The following is a 15,455-nucleotide window of genomic DNA, read 5'->3' as shown; positions in this document are numbered from 1 at the left end:
GCGATCCGCTTTTCCCGGCGTCAGGCGAGATGGCACGCCACAAAGTGCCCGCCTGCTCCCTCCTTCAGCTCCGGTGCGCTTTCCGCGCAACGCGGCTGGGCGATAGGACAGCGGGTGTGGAAGTGGCAGCCCGACGGCGGCTTCATCGGGCTCGGAACGTCGCCCTTGAGGCGGATACGCTCGCGCTTGAGCTTGGGATCGGGCACCGGCACCGCCGATAACAGCGCCCTCGTGTAGGGATGCTGCGGATTGCGGTAGAGGTCGCTGGCCTTGGCGAGCTCGACGATACGGCCAAGATACATCACCGCGACTCGGTCGGAGATGTGCTCGACCACCGACAAATCGTGCGCAACGAAGAGATAGGTGAGGTTCAGCTCCGCCTGGAGATCTTCCAGCAAGTTGATGACCTGCGCCTGGATCGAGACGTCGAGCGCAGACACCGGTTCGTCGCAGACGATCAGTTTCGGCTCGACCGCGAGCGCACGCGCGATCACGATGCGCTGGCGCTGACCGCCGGAGAATTCATGCGGATAGCGGCGCATGTGCTCGGCCTTGAGCCCGACCTTCACCAGCAGGCTCGCGACGCGATCCTCACGCTCCTTGGCGGATGAGCCGAGCTTATGGATGACGAGGGCTTCGCCGAGGATGGCGCCGACCGTCATGCGCGGATTGAGGGAGGCGAACGGGTCCTGGAACACAAGCTGCATGTTCCGCCGCATCGCGCGCAAATCGTTGCCGCCGAGCTGGCGGACATCCTGACCGTCGAACACGACCTCGCCGTCGGTCGGTTCGATCAGGCGCAGCACGCAGCGTCCCGTCGTCGACTTTCCGCAGCCGGATTCGCCGACGAGGCCGAGCGTCTCGCCGCGGTTGACCGAGAACGAGACCCCATCGACGGCATAAACGCTGCCGACCTGGCGCGACAACAGGCCGCCATGCACGGGAAAATATTTCTTCAGGCCGCTGACGCGGAGCAGGGGCTCGGTCATGCTGCGCCTCCCAACTGCGTATCTCCCAGATGACAGGCCATACGGTGGCCGGGCGCGATCTCGCGCAGCAGCGGCTCCCTCTCGGTGCAGACGCTCATGGCGTGGCGGCAGCGCGGGGCGAAGCGGCAGCCGACCGGCGGATTGATCAGGATCGGCACCGAGCCGCCGATCGCCTCCAGCCGCACCTTGTGCTCGCTGGCGAGATCGATGCGCGGGATCGAGCGGATCAGTCCCTGGGTATAGGGATGGCCGGGATTGCCAAAGAGGTCGTCGACGGGCGCCTCCTCCACCACCTTGCCGGCATACATCACGACGACGCGTTGCGCGGTCTCGGCGACGACGCCCATGGCATGGGTGATCAGCATCACCGCCATGCCGAAGCGTTCCTTCATGTCCTGGAGCAGGTCGAGGATCTGCGCCTGAATAGTGACGTCGAGGGCCGTGGTGGGCTCGTCGGCGATGATCAGTTTCGGCTTGCAGGCGAGAGCCATCGCGATCATCACACGCTGGCGCATGCCGCCGGAGAACTGATGCGGATAGTTGTGCACGCGGCCTTCGGCGTTGGGAATCTGCACCAGCTTGAGCATCTCGATGGTGCGATCGAGCGCCTGTTTCCTGGTGACATTCTCATGGCGGCGCAGGCTTTCGGCGATCTGCTCGCCGATGGTCAGCACCGGATTGAGCGAGGTCATCGGCTCCTGGAAGATGAAGCCGATCTCCTTGGCGCGGATCTCGTCGAGCTGACTGCTCGTCAGCGGCACGAGATCGCGGCCCTCGAAGATGATCTCGCCTGCCGCGATGCGGCCCGGCGGCATCGCGATCAGCTTCAGGATCGACATCGCGGTGACGGTCTTGCCGCAACCGGATTCGCCGACGACGCAGAGCGTCTCGCCGCGGTTGATGGAGATGTCGACACCGTCGACCGCCTGGAGGATGCCGTCGTCGGTGGAGAAGTGGGTTTTCAGTCCCTTGATCTCGAGCAGCGGCGCCATCAGATCACCCGCCGCGCATCGAGCGCGTCACGCAGGCCGTCGCCGATGAAGTTGATGGCGACCACTGCGATGAAGATCGCGCCGCCCGGGAACAGCGCCCAGTGCGGGCCGATGTCGAGAAAGTCTTTCGCGTCATAAAGCAGCCGGCCCCAGGTCGGCGTATCCGGCGGGAAGCCGAGGCCGAGGAAGGACAGCGTCGATTCCGCGATGATGGCTGCGGCCACGTCGATGGTGCCGGCGATGATCACCGGACCGAGCGCATTGGGCAGGATATGGCGCACCACCTGCCGTACCGGGCTGGCTCCGAGAGCGCGCGCGGCTTCGACGAATTCCTTCTCGCGGATCGACAGGAACTGGGCGCGAACGAGGCGAGCGACCGGCATCCAGCGCAAGCCACCGATCACGAGCACGATCAGGATGAAAATGCCGCCCTCGGGGCCGAACGCTGCCTTCAGCCCGTCGCGGAAGAGATAGATCAGCAGCAGCAGCAGGGGCAATTGCGGCAGCGACAAAAAGAGATCGGTGAGCCACATCAGCCCATGGCCGAGCGCGCCGCGCGACATGCCGGCGAGCGCGCCGATCAGCACACCGACAAAGACCGAGACCAGCATCGCGGCGAGACCGACCGCGAGCGAGATGCGCCCGCCATAGATCATGCGGGCGAGGATATCCTGCCCGAGATCGTCGGTGCCAAAGGGATGGGCCAGCGACGGCCCCTGCATGCCCGCCACGATGTCGATGTCGTCGATCTTGACCCGCCAGATAAAGGGGCCGACCACCACCGCCAGGATCAGAACGAGGAGCAGGAACGCGCTGACCACGGCAAGCTTGTGGCGGCTATAGCGCCGCCACGTCTCGCGCCAGGGCGAGTAGACGCGCCGCTCAGCGGAGGGAGATGCGAGGGTCAAGCCAGCCATAAAGAACGTCCGCGATGAGATTGAACAGCACGACCAGGCACGCAAAGACGAAGGTGACGGCCATCACCACCGGCGTGTCGTTGGAAAGGATGGAGGAGATCAGCAGCGAGCCGATGCCGGGGATGCGGAAGATCTGCTCGGTGACGATGGCGCCGCCGAACACCGCCGGGATTTGCAACGCAATCAACGTGACGACCGGGATCATCGCGTTGCGCATCACATGCTTGATGATCACCCGCCTCTGGCCGATGCCCTTGGCGCGCGCGGTGGTGACGTAGTCGAGCCGGATCACGTCGAGCATCGCCGAGCGCACGAAACGCGTCATCGACGCAGCCTGGAACAGGCCGAGCACCGCCACCGGCATGATGGCCTGACGGATCATCTCCAGCACCCAGTGAATTCCCGTGCCCTTGATGTCGGTCGTGTAGACGAAAGGCAGCCAGTCCAGCGTGACCGAGAAGATCAGGATGAACAGGATGCCGGTGAAGAAGGTCGGCAGCGAGAAGCCGACAAAGGCGAGCGTGTTGGCGACCTGGTCGAACAGCGAATAAGGTTTCGTCGCGGCGTAGACCCCGACCGGGATCGCGATCAAGAGCGCAAGGATCTGCGCCGAGCCGATCACGTACAGCGTCGTTGGCAGTCGCTGGAGAATGAGCGTGTCCACGTTCATCCGGCTGACGAAGGAGAAACCCCAGTCGCCGTGCAGCATGGCGTTGAGCCAGTGCAGGTAACGAAGGTAGATCGGATCGTCGAGGCCGAACTTCGCCCGAAGCGCGAGAGCGACTTCGGGCGGCACGTTCGGATTGGTCGCTAGCTCGGAGAAGGGATCGCCCGGGGCGAGTGCGAGCACGACGAACAGCACGAGCGAAATTCCGAGCAGGCTCGGAATCGCGATCAGGAGGCGACGCAGGACATACTGGCTCATGAAGAAGGACCGCTCTAGGCGTGCGTGATCATTCTTCGCGGTACCAGTCGAACAAATTGTCGGTCTCGTTGGCCCAGCCGGAAACGACCGGGCGCAGATTGTTGGCGGCCGCCTCGACCTTCAGACGGTGCTGCACCGGGATGAAAACGATGTCCTGGTACATGAGATCATTGGCCTTGATGTAGAGCGCCGCGCGCTTGACCGGATCCATTTCGCCGTCGGCGGCCAGGATGGTCGCGTCGTACTCCTTGTTGACCCAGCGCGGGAAGTTGGTGCCCTGCCACTTGTTCTCCTTGGTGGCGACGAGGTTCGAAAGGTAACGACGCATGTGCTGCGACGGATCGGGCTGGCTCAGCGGGATCTGGAACATCTCCATGTCGGCGTAGAACTTGGAATAGGTGTCGGGATTGCCGACGTCGGAGGAGAAGAACACGGAGGCGACGACCGATTTCAGCTCGACGTCGATACCCGCCTTCTGGCAGGCCTGCTTGACGATGGCCTGCGTCTTCTGGCGCGGCCCGTTGATCGCGGTCTGGTAGAGGAGCTTCAGCTTCTTGCCGTCCTTCTCGCGGATGCCGTCGGCGCCCGGCTTCCAGCCGGCGTCGTCGAGGATCTTCGAGGCCTTCTCCACGCTGAACTCCCACGAGGTGTTCTTGGACACGAATTTTTCGGGCCCGTTGAGGAAGTTGGCGGTGGTGCGGCCGGCGCGGCCGTAGATGGCCTTCTTGACCGATTCGCGATCGATCAGCAGCGAGAGCGCCTTGCGCACCGCTGGATCAGAAAACAGCGGGTGCTTGGTCTTTATCGAGGAGCGTTCGCCATCGACCTCGGTGTTGGGATCGGTGAAGTTCAGCGCGATGAATTCGGTGTCGCCGCCGACGGCGTAGACGGTTTTTCCCTTGCCGCCCTTCTCCAAGCGCAGCAGCACGTCGTCCTCGACCTGAATGTTCCAGCCGAAATCATATTCGCCAGTCTGGATCACCGCGCGCGCGGCAGAGACGGCGTCGCCGCCGCCCTTCATCTCGATCGAATCGAAATAGGGGCGGTTGGCCATGTGATAATCGGGATTGATCACGCCGCGGACAAGATCGCCCGGCTTGAACTCGACGAACTTGTAGGGGCCGGTACCGACCGGCGAGAGGTTGGTCGGCGCCTCCCGCGACTTGGACCCCATATAGTCCTTGAACAGATGTTTCGGGATGATGGTATTGGGAGCCCCGACAAAAGCGTCGGCCCAGAACGGCGTCGGCTTGTTGAAGAGGATGCGGACCGTGAGGTCGTCCACCTTCTCGACCGTGATGTCGCGGAGCGTCGCAATGGTCAGTGCGGAGGTCGCCGGATCCTTGGCATATTCCCAGTTGAAGACGACGTCGTCGGCCGTGAACGGCGTGCCGTCATGCCATTTGACACCGGGCTTGAGCTTCCAGGTCACTGACTTGCCGTCGGCGGCGAGGCCGCCGTTCTGGATCGAGGGAATTTCGGCGGCCAGGACCAGCTTCATGTTGCCGTCGGGATCCCAACAGGCAAGCGGCTCGTAGAACAGGCGCGCGCCGTCCTGGTCCTTGGTGCCGGTGGCAAAATGCGGATTGAGCAGGGTCGGCCCCTGCCACCACAGCAGCTTGAGCGCACCACCGCCGCCGCGCTTGGTCGGCTTGTAGGTGGAGGCGCCCTCGGCCATGGCGACGCCGCCAAGGGCGAGGATCTGGTTGGCCAAAGGCGCGGTGAGACCCACGGCGGCAAGACGCTGAATGAAGCCGCGGCGATCCATCCGCCCGTCCTTCACGTCACCGATCATCGAACGCAGTTCTTTATCCAGCATGGTTGTCCCCGTCTGGTTCCCGTATGGATGCAGGCGGTCGCGCGAGGCGACCACCGGGCTTGGCTGGCGGTAGATGGCACACCGAATGGGGTGCGCGTCAACTGCGACCGTGTGTATGCAAACGGTCTTCTGACTGTCTGTTGGGCAAAACCATATTCCGCAGCCCATCCGCTCGGCAATCCAGCATCAAAACACGCTGAATTCCGCGCTGCACTGCAGAAAATTTGATCGCCGCATCAGACGAAGTATCGAGGCGAAATTCTACGCCACGGACATGTCGAGCGGCGGCGCGACGTGGTCTGGCAGCGGACAGACGTAAGGCGTCTTGGCTGTCCGCTTCTGGAGGTCAGCCTTGGCAGCCTTGATCAGCTCCGGGTCCGTCAGCGCCTTGATACCGATGCCGGCCATCGCCTTGGCGGCCTGCACCATGGCCTTGTGCGCATGCGCGCTCTTGCCCTGCGCGACCACCTGCCAGGTGTGGAAGGGCGTACCGATTGCAACCGTGGGTGCGTGGACCTGCACGGTCGGCACCACCCAGCTCACGTCGCCGACGTCGGTCGAGCCGACCAGCGGATTGCGCTTGGCATCCAGTGGCACCAGGAAGTCAGCCAGCGGCCGGTCGGTCGGCTCCATGCCGATCGCGTAATAGACCGACTCGATGTCCTTGTCGCTCAGCGTTGCGCGGATCTCCGTGGCAAAGCCCTTGTCTGCGTCGTCGAAATGCGGCGGTCCGAGCTCTTCCATGACCCGATGCAGCGCCTGCTCCAGCGGCGTGTTCGGCAGGATGTTGGAGACCGCGGAGATGATCTTCATCTCGACCTTGGTCTCGGTCATCAGCGCCGCGCCGTCCGCGATCTTGCTCACGCGTCCGACCAGCTCGTTCATGCCGGGCAGATCACGGGCGCGGATCGAATAGCGCACGCGCGCATGCGCCTGCACCACGTTCGGGGCGATGCCGCCGGTGTCGAGCAGCGCGTAGTGCACGCGCGCGTCGCTCGGCATGTGCTCGCGCATATAGTTCACGCCGACATTCATCAGCTCCACGGCGTCGAGCGCGGAGCGGCCGAGATGCGGCGAGGCCGCCGCATGCGAGGTACGGCCGGTGAAGATGAAATCGGCGCGGGTGTTGGCGAGTGACGGCGTCACCGCGACTTCCCAGAAGCTGTGCGGATGCCAGGTGATGGCGATGTCGGCGTCTTCGAATGCACCGGAGCGCACCATGAAGGCTTTTGCCGCGCCGCCCTCCTCCGCGGGGCAGCCGTAATAGCGCACGCGGCCCGGCACCTTGTTCTCGGCAAGCCAGTCCTTCACCGCCGTCGCGGCGAGGAGAGCTGCGGAACCCAGCAGATTGTGACCGCAGCCATGGCCGTGGCCGCCAGTCTCGACCGGACGATGCTCCGCGACGCCGGCCTCCTGGCTCAGGCCCGGGAGCGCGTCATATTCCCCCATGAAGGCAATGACCGGTCCGCCCTCGCCCCATTCGCCCGTCACCGCGGTCGGAATGCCCGCGACCTGCTCGGTGATGCGGAAACCCTGATGACGCAACTCGGCGAGATGCTCGGCGGCGGATCGCGCCTCGGTGTAGCAGACTTCGGGCATGCCCCAGACCTTGTCGCTGAGGTCGATGAAACGTGCCTTGATCGTGTCGATGCCACGCCAGATGTCGCTGCGGTTGTCCATGCTTCGGCCCCGTGATCCCTCGGTCAAACGAAGCGGCAATGGTTAGCAGCTTCATTGTACCGCGCCTAGCACCTCGCCGGACAGCAGCCATGCGGCCAATGCCGGAGGCCCGCTCGACCGACCGTGCATCAAGCCTTCCCGCGCCTTTCAAAGATTTCATCCGGTGCCTCGGGAATAGTTGGGGAACGAGGCTTTCAAGACGGCCTCCTCCGGCCTAAATTATCCGTGCTTCGCGCGTCGTTCCGCTAATCGGCGGAGCGATGCTCTCAGCCAGGAGAACTCCATGCCCGCCCTGACCGAATGGAGAGTGCCACCGGCCAATCAGCCGCGTGCGAGCGATTACGGTTTCGATCTCGACCGCGCGCTCGCCTCCGTCGTCGGCCTGCATGCCATCATCCCGCCGGACGCCTTCAGTGCCGAGACACTGGGCACCGAACGCGCCGGCAACGGCGTCGTGATCGACGATGGGCTGGTGCTCACCATCGGTTACCTCATCACCGAAGCAGAGTCGGTGTGGCTGCATGTCGGAGACGGGCGCGTAGTGGAGGGACATGTGCTCGGCTTCGATGCCGTCACCGGCTTTGGCCTGGTGCAGGCGCTCGGCCAGCTCGATGTCGCCCCCTTGCCGCTCGGGATCTCGGCCGAGACCCGGCTCGGCGACCGCGTCGTGGTCGGCGGCGCCGGCGGACGCACGCGTTCGGTCGCGAGCCAGATCGTGGCCAAGCAGGAATTCGCCGGCTACTGGGAATATCTGCTGGACGAGGCCATCTTCACCCATCCCGCGCACCCGAATTGGGGCGGCACGGCGCTCCTCAACGAGCGCGGCGAGCTGATCGGCATCGGCTCGCTGCAGCTCGAACGCGAGCGCGAGGCCAAGGCCGAGCACGTCAACATGATCGTGCCGATCGACCTGTTGAAACCGATCCTGGACGATCTGCGCAAATTCGGCCGCGTCAACAAGCCGGCACGGCCGTGGCTCGGACTGTTTTCGACCGAGATCGACAACCGCGTGGTTGTGATCGGGATCTCCGCCAATGGTCCCGCCGCCCGTGCCGAGCTCAAGACCGGCGACGTCATCCTCGCGGTCGACGGCGAGAAGGTCACGAGCCAAACCGGCTTCTACAAGAAGCTGTGGGGCCTCGGCGCTGCCGGCGTCGACGTGCCGCTGACGGTACATCATGAAGGCGTCACCTTCGACGTCACGGTGACCTCGACCGATCGCTACAAGCTCTTGAAGGCGCCGAAGCTGCACTGACGATCAGAACTGACGCAGGGAAGCGACGATGAGCGAGGCCGTCGTTGACGATATCGTGGCCGTGCTGCCGCCGCTGCTCAATGCGCTGGAGGCGCTCGCCTTTTTTCAGCGCAACCTGCACCCGCCGGCCTTCGGCTCCGTGATGAATGCGATTGGCGCTCCCGACGAGGCGTTGCAAACGGCGCGTGCGGCAATCCGAGCATGGCCGGAGCAGTTCACCGGACTGCGCGAGCAGCTCGATCGTGCCTGCGACGAGACGCTCGCCGCCTTTGCCGGCCTGCGCGAGGTCGAACGTGGCAATGGCGACCTCGTCGCGGTCTTCCGCGCACTACGCCATGTGCCGCGCGCGCAGGAGGCACTCTATCCGCTGGCCGTGCGGTTTCCGCCGGTCAGCAGCTTCTTCTTCAACGCCGCGAATCGCGAGAATGCCGACCTGTTGTCGCGGCTCGAAGCCGGCGCGGACGCGCACACCGGCATCATCCACGATCACAACGAGCCCGGCAGCCGCGGCGGCTTTTCGGTCTACGTGCCCGAATATTATACGCCCGATCGCGCCATGCCGCTGGTGATGGCGTTGCACGGCGGCAGCGGCAACGGCCGCGGTTTCCTGTGGAGCTGGCTGCGCGATGCCCGCAGTCTTGGTGCGATCCTGGTGGCGCCGACCGCGACCGGCCCAACCTGGGCGCTGATGGGTGACGATTCCGACACGCCCAACCTCATGCGCATTCTCGAAACCGTGCGCAGCCGCTGGACCATCGACGCCTCGCGCATGCTGCTCACCGGCATGAGCGACGGCGGCACCTTCTGCTACGTCACCGGCCTCGACGGCGCCTCGCCCTTCACGCATCTCGGGCCGGTGTCGGCGACCTTCCATCCGCTGATTGCCGAAATGGCTGACGCTGCGCGTCTGCAGCGCCTGCCGATCTTCATCGCGCACGGCAAGCTCGACTGGATGTTTCCGGTGCAGACCGCGCGGCAGACGCAGGCGGCCCTCGCCGCCGCCGGCGCCGACGTCACCTATCGCGAGATCGACGACCTCAGCCACACCTATCCGCGCGAGATCAACGCGGAGCTGCTGCAGTGGCTGAATGAAGAATGAACAACCTCTCCTTACCTGCGCCCTACTGCCGCGGAACAATCGATCCGGGCCGACGTTATCGCCCGTCATCGGAGGTTTCGCCATGCGGATGTTTCTTGGAATGATTTTGGGCGCGCTGCTGCTCGGCTGCGGCGTGTATGTCTATGACTCCATGCAGACGTCGTCGGTTGCTCATGGCGAGGTCGCGACGACCAATCGCACCATCGTAAACTGGGATGTCGCCAAAGCCGATTGGGACGCGCTGCGCGATCGCGCGCACAAGGACTGGGTCCGCATCTCCTCCAAGTAACGACGTGGTATCGTGAATGAGGCGCCGTCGCGGGTCCGCGGCGGCGCCTTCGTATTGCGCGGTGAATATCGCTCGGCTCAGTTCATCTTGGCCTTGCGGGCGTCGGCGATGACCTGCTCGAACTCGTTCATGCTGAGCACGCCGGGCACGCGGTATTTGCCGACGATGAAGGACGGCGTGCCGCGGAAACCGAAGGCTTCGGCCTGCTCGTTGTTGCGCTTGAGCACGGCGTCGATGTCCTTGGCGTGATCGGCGAGATCGCGCTTCAACCGATCCATGTCGACGCCGGCCGCCGCGAGCAGTTCGTTGATGCGCGGCTCCGTCAGGCGCGAGCTGACGCCCATCATGGCGTCATGGGCCTGGTGGTACCTGTCCTGGAATTTCGCCGCCAGCGCGGTCCGCGCCGCCGTGACCGAAACCGGACCGAGAATCGGCCAGTCCTTCATCACCAGCCGGACCTTGCCGTCGTCCTGGATGACCTGACGCAACTCGGGCTCGAGCTTGCGGCAATAGGGGCAGTTATAGTCGGACCATTCGATGATGCTGATATTCCCGTCGGGATTGCCGGCCACGGGAACGTCGGGATCGCGCAGCACCTTGGCTTCGGTCAGCACCTCGTCTTCGTCGATTGCCGCCCGCGCCGCGGTGATCCCACCGGCGACAAGGGCGCCCGCTCCAATCAGCGTCAGCGCCGCGCGCCGCGTCGGCACAAGGCTCTTATTCCTGAATCCAGCCATATCTCGTTCCATTTCGGTCCCATTTCCGTGGATACGGTCCGAGACTGGGAGTTGTTACAGGTCATATAGAGTGTCGCGGCGCCGATGTCATCGCCACGCTATGCCGGTATCGGGGCCGGCGCTTGGGAAGCGGCAACGCGGGGCAGCATTGCCATCAGCGTGCCGGTCATCGTGGCGATCAACGTGACCTTGCCCTCGTGCTCGGCAAACGCCCTGGCCTCGCAAAAGGTCAGCGTGCGGCCGGGCTTGACCACCTCTGCCTTGAAGACGAAACGCTCGCCCCGTGCCGGCGCGAGCAGCGTAGTCTTGAACTCGACGGTGAGGATATCGGCCTCGCGCGGCATCAGGGTGAAGGCGGCGACACCACAGGCATTGTCGAGGCCTGCGGTAATGATGCCGGCGTGGACAAAGCCGTTCTGCTGTGTGAGGGCCGGCGAATGCAGCATGGCTAATTCAGCCTCGCCCGGCGCAAGGCGGACGATCACGATACCGTGCGTGTGCATCGCCGGCTGGCCGTCGAACATGGCGATGGCAGCCGCGCGATAGCCCGGGTTCTTCGGCTCATATGCAGCCATGGCTCAGGCCTCCGCCTTCTCGGCGAGGTGCCTCAAGGCCACCTCGCGGATGGCATCCGTGAACGGCACCGATTTGCGCTGGCTCCGGTCCATGTGCACGCCCGTGATCTCGCAGAACGCGGCGATCTCGCCGGTCTCGGCATTGGTCATGTCGTGCCGGAAGCGGATCGATTTGTCGCGGATCTCAAGCAGATGGCTGCGGATCTCGACGATGTCGCCGGCGCGCAGCTCGCGCTTATAGGTGATGTTCTGCTGCACGGCGGCCATGCCGCGGCCGGAGCCGCGCAGATAGCTCGGCGTCAGCCCGAGGCGGGCGAACAGATTCCAGTTGGCCTCGTCGAATTTGCCGACATACCACATGATGTTCATATGGCCGACGTGATCGCACTGCCATGGATAGACCGTGCCGCGATAGGTCGCCTCCTGCTCCATCGCAATTCTCCCTGGCCTTTTCTGCCTTTGATTGTCGATACGGTAGCGTATCAACCTCCTCCCGCGTTAGCAATACGGCACCGTATCAAGAATCGGCGAGGCTGCCTGCATGAGTGACGGCAAAGGCGATGTCTGGGTCGAGGCAGGGCTCACCGAGCTCGCCCGATCGGGAGTCGAGGGGGTTCGGGTCGAGGTGCTCGCCAAGAACCTGGGCGTCACCAAGGGCGGCTTCTACCGCCGCTTCGCCGACCGTGCCGCGCTGCTCGGTGCCATGCTGGAGCGCTGGCGCGAGGGGCGCTCAATGGCGATCGCGCAGCAGACGAGCCTTGATGGCCAAGAGCCCCGCGAACGGCTGCGGGCGGTGATCCAGCTCTATTCCGAGCGGCTCAATCCCGACGGGATGGCAATCGAGCTTGCGATCCGGCAATGGGCCCGCTCGGACGAGGGCGCCGCCGCGGCGGTGGCGAACGTAGACGCGGCGCGGCTGAAGCACGTCACCGAGCTCTATCGCGCGACCGGCCTCGATACCGAGGCAGCCGAAGCGCAGGCCTTCCTGTTCTACTGCTTCATCTTCGGCCAGAGCCTGCTGTTCGTCGAGCGCGGCCCGCGCAAGCGATCGCAGCTCGTCGCGAAATCGGCCGAGAAGCTACTGGATTAAAGCAAGAGGCCGGAGCTTGGCTCCGGCCTCTGCGTCGTCTGGAAGCGTCAGGCGGCGCCCTTCAGCTTCTTGTTGCATTCGCTGTAATAGCCGCCGCCCTTCTCGATCCACTTCATGCCGCCATTGCCGTTGGTGGCCTTGTTGGCGTTGTACTGGTCGACGCAGGTGTGCAGGCGCCCCTTGCCGGGGGTCTCCTTGGCGTATTTCGGATCGACCGCGTTCGGATAGATCGCGGGGCCGGCCGGCAGGGTCGGGGCAGCAGCCGGGGCGGCCTCCTTCTTCGCCTGCTTCGGCTCGGCGGGAGCGGCGGGCGCAGCAGGAGCGGCCGCGGTCGGCGCAGCCGCTGGCGTCGCGTCCGCGCCGCACTGGGCCTTGCGGAAGTCATTCCACTTCGTGGTGCCGAGCGACCCGTCCTTCTTGGCGGCCTGGTATTTCGCGCTGCACTCCTGCGAGGTCAGCGCCTGCGCCGGCGCACTTGCCACCAGCGCGGCAAAGCCCGACAGCGCAACTGCACATAGCAACTTTGATTGAATGGTCATCCTTGGTCTCCTCCTTGATCTTCCCCCGAGGGAAGTGAACCGAGGATTGCTATCCTAGCGTGCCGCCCGCCCGCGACAAGGAAGCGATGGCTGCTGCCGCCAAAATATAGTGATCCTCCACGTTCCAATTATTCATGTCGCGTTCAGCAACGCCAGCCGACTTTCGCGCCCTTCGCAATTCCCGCAAGAAGAGTGCAGCACCATGACCCTCACATCTCGCCTCGCCGTCGTCGCTCTCGCCTCCCTGCTCGCCACCGGCACCGCCTTCGCGCAGACCGCCGCGCCGGCAGCAAAGACCGACACCAAAACCACAACCGCCGCCCCCATGGACAAGAAGGCACCGAAGGAGCACTCGGCCGAGTCGCTCGAATGCTCCAAGCAGGCCGACGCCAAGGGCCTGCACGGCAAGGAGCGCAAGAAATTCCGCTCCGAATGCATCAAGACCGCCAAGGCCGGCATGGCCGCGCCGGCTGCGGAGAAGAAGTAAATCCTTCCCCCCTGCTCGCGGCTTCGGCGAGAGGCGCGCGCATTGCGGTATGACGTGGCCGCAATTGTGCGCCTCTTGTTGATTTGCGATAAGGTGGTGTGAAGCAAATCACCGCCTCCCTGCCGTTCGAATGGCCGAGCCGTGCCAAGATGTTGAGCACGGTGGAAACGCTCGTCATTGGCACCGCCGGGGGCCTCGTGTTTCTGCTCGCGGGCCTTCCGGGGGGATTGATCTCGGGCTCCATGATCGCGGTCGGGATCGCCGCGATCGCCGGTCGCCAGCTGACGCTGCCGCCGATCCTGACCCAGACGGTGCTGGTGCTGCTCGGCATTTCGTTAGGATCAGTCGTCTCTCGCCACCTGCTTCAACAGGTCAGTGCCTATCCGCTCACCATCGGGCTGCTCGCGCTCGCGACCTTCTGCTCGACCTTCGGCTCCAGTTATTATCTCCAGCGCATTCACGGCTGGGACCGCACCTCGGCCTTCCTCGCCGGCAGCCCCGGCGCGCTGTCGCAGATCACGATTTTGGCGGTCGAGCGCGGCGCCGACCTGCCGGGCATCGCGGTGGTGCAGACCATGCGCGTCATCATCCTCACCGCGGCCCTGCCGATGGTGCTGGCGTTCGCCGGCGTCGCGCCCTCCGTCGCGCCATCGCTGACGACGACGATCGCCTCGCCGCTCGACCTCGTCGAGCTGGTCGCGGCCTCGCTGGCCGCGGCACTCCTCCTGCGGCTGATCAGGTTTCCGGCGAGCTGGATGTTCGGTGCGATGATCGGCTCAAGCGTGCTGCATGGCGCCGGTTGGGTCGAGGGCGGCCTGCCGGACTGGGTACGCGGCGTGGCGCTGGTCGGCATCGGCGCCCTGATCGGCAGCCGCTTCGCGCGGATGAGGATCAAGACGCTCGCCGGCCACATCAACGCGGCACTGGGCTCGTTTGCCATCGCCATCGCCGTTTCCGCGATCTTCGTCGGCATCGTGGCGCTCACCACGCAGGTGAAATTCTCCGACGTCGTGGTCGCCTACGCACCGGGCGCGATGGACGCCATGCTGGCGCTGGCCCTGACGCTGCACATCGATCCGATCTTCGTCGGCGCACATCACCTCTCGCGCTTCGTCTTCGTGACGATCGCGACGCCGGGCATTGTGCACCTGTTCGGCCGGACGCAGGACGATGTGGATGATTGAGCCTCAGCGCTTCACCGTCGCAACGAATCCCCACGCGGCGATCGCAGCCATCAAGAGCGAGATCAGCACGTTGTAGCCGGCAAGCGAGAGGCCGAGGAAGCGCCACTGCACCTCGTCGCAGCGGACCACCTTCACGGTGTCGAGCCGCGACAGCAGGTCGGTGGCGCTGCCGAGATTGACGACGGGACCGGAGCAGTCGGTCGGTCCCTTCCAAAAGCCCCATTCGACGCCGGAATGATAGGTGCCGAGCCCGGCATTGGCGATGCTCGCGAGCGCAAGGATCGCCAGGCCCGCGAGCAGCAGCGGTCTCGGCGCACCGCCCCGCGCCGCGAGTGCGATGAGCAGGCCGAGCGGGATCACGAGGTAATAGGCGTAGCGCTGCTCCAGGCAGAGCGGACAGGGCACAATCCCGAGCACCAGCTGGAAGAACCAGGCGCCCGCGATGGTCGCGGCTGCCGTCAGCGCGACCGCGAGCGAAGCGGCCAGCGCAGGGGTCGTGGCCGCCGGTTTGAACGCAGGTATTGCGGCACTCTGGGTTGTCACGGCAGCCTCTTTTCGATGGGTCGCTTTCCAAGGCTGTAACCCCGGCTCATGCGGCTGTCGAGAACGGCCCGGATCACTTTGGCGCGGGTTGACCCCGCTTGGTCCATGGCTATAGTCCGCCGGCTTCGCGACGCCCGCCTAGGGCCGACCGAGGGCCCCTGTGGCGGAACTGGTAGACGCGCTCGACTCAAAATCGAGTTCCGCAAGGAGTGCTGGTTCGATTCCGGCCAGGGGCACCAACTAGGCTGTTCAAGCCCGTTCTAAATCGTCCGCAACCATCCGCAGTACTCCAAACCTGGCGTTGCTCGGTACGCGTCAGGCCCGACTTCCGGCTC

17 protein-coding genes and 1 tRNA gene are annotated in these 15,455 nt (G+C 64.8%); 7 read left to right on the top strand and 11 right to left on the bottom strand.

Going from position 1 to position 15,455, the window contains the following annotated elements; all coding sequences use genetic code 11:
• Positions 1 to 20 precede the first annotated feature (20 nt).
• The 6 genes from ACIPUD_RS12800 to ACIPUD_RS12775 all read right to left on the bottom strand — a co-directional run bounded on the left by ACIPUD_RS12800 (position 21) and on the right by ACIPUD_RS12775 (position 7,322).
• On the bottom strand, positions 21 to 989 hold the full coding sequence (locus ACIPUD_RS12800; RefSeq protein WP_007597389.1) for an ABC transporter ATP-binding protein: 969 nt from the start codon (positions 987 to 989) through the stop codon (positions 21 to 23).
• Positions 986 to 1,981: an ABC transporter ATP-binding protein gene (locus ACIPUD_RS12795; RefSeq protein ID WP_085350758.1), complete on the bottom strand. Its 996-nt coding sequence runs from the start codon at positions 1,979 to 1,981 to the stop codon at positions 986 to 988. Before ACIPUD_RS12795 ends, ACIPUD_RS12800 begins: the two co-directional genes overlap by 4 nt.
• The gene (locus tag ACIPUD_RS12790) at positions 1,981 to 2,898 is read right to left on the bottom strand and encodes an ABC transporter permease (RefSeq protein ID WP_007597392.1); all 918 of its coding nucleotides are present in this window, start codon (positions 2,896 to 2,898) and stop codon (positions 1,981 to 1,983) included. Before ACIPUD_RS12790 ends, ACIPUD_RS12795 begins: the two co-directional genes overlap by 1 nt.
• A complete protein-coding gene (locus ACIPUD_RS12785) occupies positions 2,864 to 3,823 on the bottom strand; it encodes an ABC transporter permease (protein WP_007597394.1) in 960 nt (319 codons plus the stop codon). The genes ACIPUD_RS12790 and ACIPUD_RS12785 overlap by 35 nt, the downstream gene beginning before the upstream one ends.
• Before the next feature lie 28 nt (positions 3,824 to 3,851).
• On the bottom strand, positions 3,852 to 5,642 hold the full coding sequence (locus ACIPUD_RS12780) for a peptide ABC transporter substrate-binding protein (RefSeq protein WP_204512484.1): 1,791 nt from the start codon (positions 5,640 to 5,642) through the stop codon (positions 3,852 to 3,854).
• Between the two features lie 261 nt (positions 5,643 to 5,903).
• Positions 5,904 to 7,322, bottom strand: coding sequence for a M20 family metallopeptidase (locus ACIPUD_RS12775; protein ID WP_377828978.1), 1,419 nt, complete (start codon positions 7,320 to 7,322; stop codon positions 5,904 to 5,906).
• Positions 7,323 to 7,605: 283 nt separating this feature from the next.
• On the opposite strand from ACIPUD_RS12775, the gene ACIPUD_RS12770 reads away from it, so the two are divergent.
• The 3 genes from ACIPUD_RS12770 to ACIPUD_RS12760 all read left to right on the top strand — a co-directional run bounded on the left by ACIPUD_RS12770 (position 7,606) and on the right by ACIPUD_RS12760 (position 9,965).
• Positions 7,606 to 8,577: a S1C family serine protease gene (locus ACIPUD_RS12770; protein ID WP_018453218.1), complete on the top strand. Its 972-nt coding sequence runs from the start codon at positions 7,606 to 7,608 to the stop codon at positions 8,575 to 8,577.
• Positions 8,578 to 8,605: 28 nt separating this feature from the next.
• Positions 8,606 to 9,676, top strand: coding sequence for a phospholipase (locus tag ACIPUD_RS12765; RefSeq protein ID WP_446480778.1), 1,071 nt, complete (start codon positions 8,606 to 8,608; stop codon positions 9,674 to 9,676).
• Between the two features lie 82 nt (positions 9,677 to 9,758).
• A complete protein-coding gene (locus ACIPUD_RS12760) occupies positions 9,759 to 9,965 on the top strand; it encodes a hypothetical protein (protein WP_377828976.1) in 207 nt (68 codons plus the stop codon).
• A gap of 77 nt (positions 9,966 to 10,042) precedes the next feature.
• Here the strand turns inward: ACIPUD_RS12760 and ACIPUD_RS12755 are convergent, their stop codons facing one another.
• From ACIPUD_RS12755 to ACIPUD_RS12745, 3 genes are all read right to left on the bottom strand, one after another.
• A complete protein-coding gene (locus ACIPUD_RS12755) occupies positions 10,043 to 10,702 on the bottom strand; it encodes a DsbA family protein (RefSeq protein WP_446480777.1) in 660 nt (219 codons plus the stop codon).
• Between the two features lie 98 nt (positions 10,703 to 10,800).
• On the bottom strand, positions 10,801 to 11,277 hold the full coding sequence (locus tag ACIPUD_RS12750) for a PaaI family thioesterase (protein WP_446480776.1): 477 nt from the start codon (positions 11,275 to 11,277) through the stop codon (positions 10,801 to 10,803).
• Between the two features lie 3 nt (positions 11,278 to 11,280).
• Positions 11,281 to 11,709 (bottom strand): acyl-CoA thioesterase, encoded by a 429-nt coding sequence (locus ACIPUD_RS12745; RefSeq protein ID WP_018453213.1) that lies wholly within the window; start codon positions 11,707 to 11,709, stop codon positions 11,281 to 11,283.
• Between the two features lie 109 nt (positions 11,710 to 11,818).
• On the opposite strand from ACIPUD_RS12745, the gene ACIPUD_RS12740 reads away from it, so the two are divergent.
• Entirely contained in the window at positions 11,819 to 12,367 is a 549-nt protein-coding gene (locus ACIPUD_RS12740; RefSeq protein WP_085350765.1) for a TetR/AcrR family transcriptional regulator, read from the top strand.
• Positions 12,368 to 12,414: 47 nt separating this feature from the next.
• Here the strand turns inward: ACIPUD_RS12740 and ACIPUD_RS12735 are convergent, their stop codons facing one another.
• The gene (locus ACIPUD_RS12735; RefSeq protein ID WP_085361101.1) at positions 12,415 to 12,906 is read right to left on the bottom strand and encodes a hypothetical protein; all 492 of its coding nucleotides are present in this window, start codon (positions 12,904 to 12,906) and stop codon (positions 12,415 to 12,417) included.
• 202 nt (positions 12,907 to 13,108) lie between these two features.
• Between ACIPUD_RS12735 and ACIPUD_RS12730 the strand changes: the two genes are divergently transcribed.
• Entirely contained in the window at positions 13,109 to 13,393 is a 285-nt protein-coding gene (locus ACIPUD_RS12730) for a PsiF family protein (RefSeq protein ID WP_018453210.1), read from the top strand.
• Positions 13,394 to 13,491: 98 nt separating this feature from the next.
• Entirely contained in the window at positions 13,492 to 14,577 is a 1,086-nt protein-coding gene (locus ACIPUD_RS12725) for an AbrB family transcriptional regulator (RefSeq protein WP_085350767.1), read from the top strand.
• Positions 14,578 to 14,580: 3 nt separating this feature from the next.
• Here ACIPUD_RS12725 and ACIPUD_RS12720 read toward each other — a convergent pair whose 3' ends face one another.
• A complete protein-coding gene (locus ACIPUD_RS12720) occupies positions 14,581 to 15,120 on the bottom strand; it encodes a disulfide bond formation protein B (protein WP_018453208.1) in 540 nt (179 codons plus the stop codon).
• A 154-nt stretch (positions 15,121 to 15,274) separates the two neighbouring features.
• Here ACIPUD_RS12720 and ACIPUD_RS12715 point away from each other — a divergent pair.
• Positions 15,275 to 15,359 (top strand) — tRNA-Leu (locus ACIPUD_RS12715).
• Positions 15,360 to 15,455 lie beyond the last annotated feature (96 nt).

This window comes from Bradyrhizobium sp. CAR08, from assembly GCF_052871955.1.
Note: the sequence above shows the minus strand (reverse complement) of the source record. Positions and strands in the feature narration are given on the sequence as shown.

Coding starts and splice junctions, on each gene's coding strand:
- ACIPUD_RS12800 (WP_007597389.1), bottom strand. CDS start 989: ATGACCGAGCCCCTGCTCCGCGTCAGCGGCCTGAAGAAATATTTTCCC.
- ACIPUD_RS12765 (WP_446480778.1), top strand. CDS start 8,606: ATGAGCGAGGCCGTCGTTGACGATATCGTGGCCGTGCTGCCGCCGCTG.
- ACIPUD_RS12735 (WP_085361101.1), bottom strand. CDS start 12,906: ATGACCATTCAATCAAAGTTGCTATGTGCAGTTGCGCTGTCGGGCTTT.
- ACIPUD_RS12755 (WP_446480777.1), bottom strand. CDS start 10,702: ATGGCTGGATTCAGGAATAAGAGCCTTGTGCCGACGCGGCGCGCGGCG.
- ACIPUD_RS12740 (WP_085350765.1), top strand. CDS start 11,819: ATGAGTGACGGCAAAGGCGATGTCTGGGTCGAGGCAGGGCTCACCGAG.
- ACIPUD_RS12760 (WP_377828976.1), top strand. CDS start 9,759: ATGCGGATGTTTCTTGGAATGATTTTGGGCGCGCTGCTGCTCGGCTGC.
- ACIPUD_RS12790 (WP_007597392.1), bottom strand. CDS start 2,898: ATGGCTGGCTTGACCCTCGCATCTCCCTCCGCTGAGCGGCGCGTCTAC.
- ACIPUD_RS12775 (WP_377828978.1), bottom strand. CDS start 7,322: ATGGACAACCGCAGCGACATCTGGCGTGGCATCGACACGATCAAGGCA.
- ACIPUD_RS12785 (WP_007597394.1), bottom strand. CDS start 3,823: ATGAGCCAGTATGTCCTGCGTCGCCTCCTGATCGCGATTCCGAGCCTG.
- ACIPUD_RS12780 (WP_204512484.1), bottom strand. CDS start 5,642: ATGCTGGATAAAGAACTGCGTTCGATGATCGGTGACGTGAAGGACGGG.
- ACIPUD_RS12750 (WP_446480776.1), bottom strand. CDS start 11,277: ATGGCTGCATATGAGCCGAAGAACCCGGGCTATCGCGCGGCTGCCATC.
- ACIPUD_RS12795 (WP_085350758.1), bottom strand. CDS start 1,981: ATGGCGCCGCTGCTCGAGATCAAGGGACTGAAAACCCACTTCTCCACC.
- ACIPUD_RS12770 (WP_018453218.1), top strand. CDS start 7,606: ATGCCCGCCCTGACCGAATGGAGAGTGCCACCGGCCAATCAGCCGCGT.
- ACIPUD_RS12730 (WP_018453210.1), top strand. CDS start 13,109: ATGACCCTCACATCTCGCCTCGCCGTCGTCGCTCTCGCCTCCCTGCTC.
- ACIPUD_RS12745 (WP_018453213.1), bottom strand. CDS start 11,709: ATGGAGCAGGAGGCGACCTATCGCGGCACGGTCTATCCATGGCAGTGC.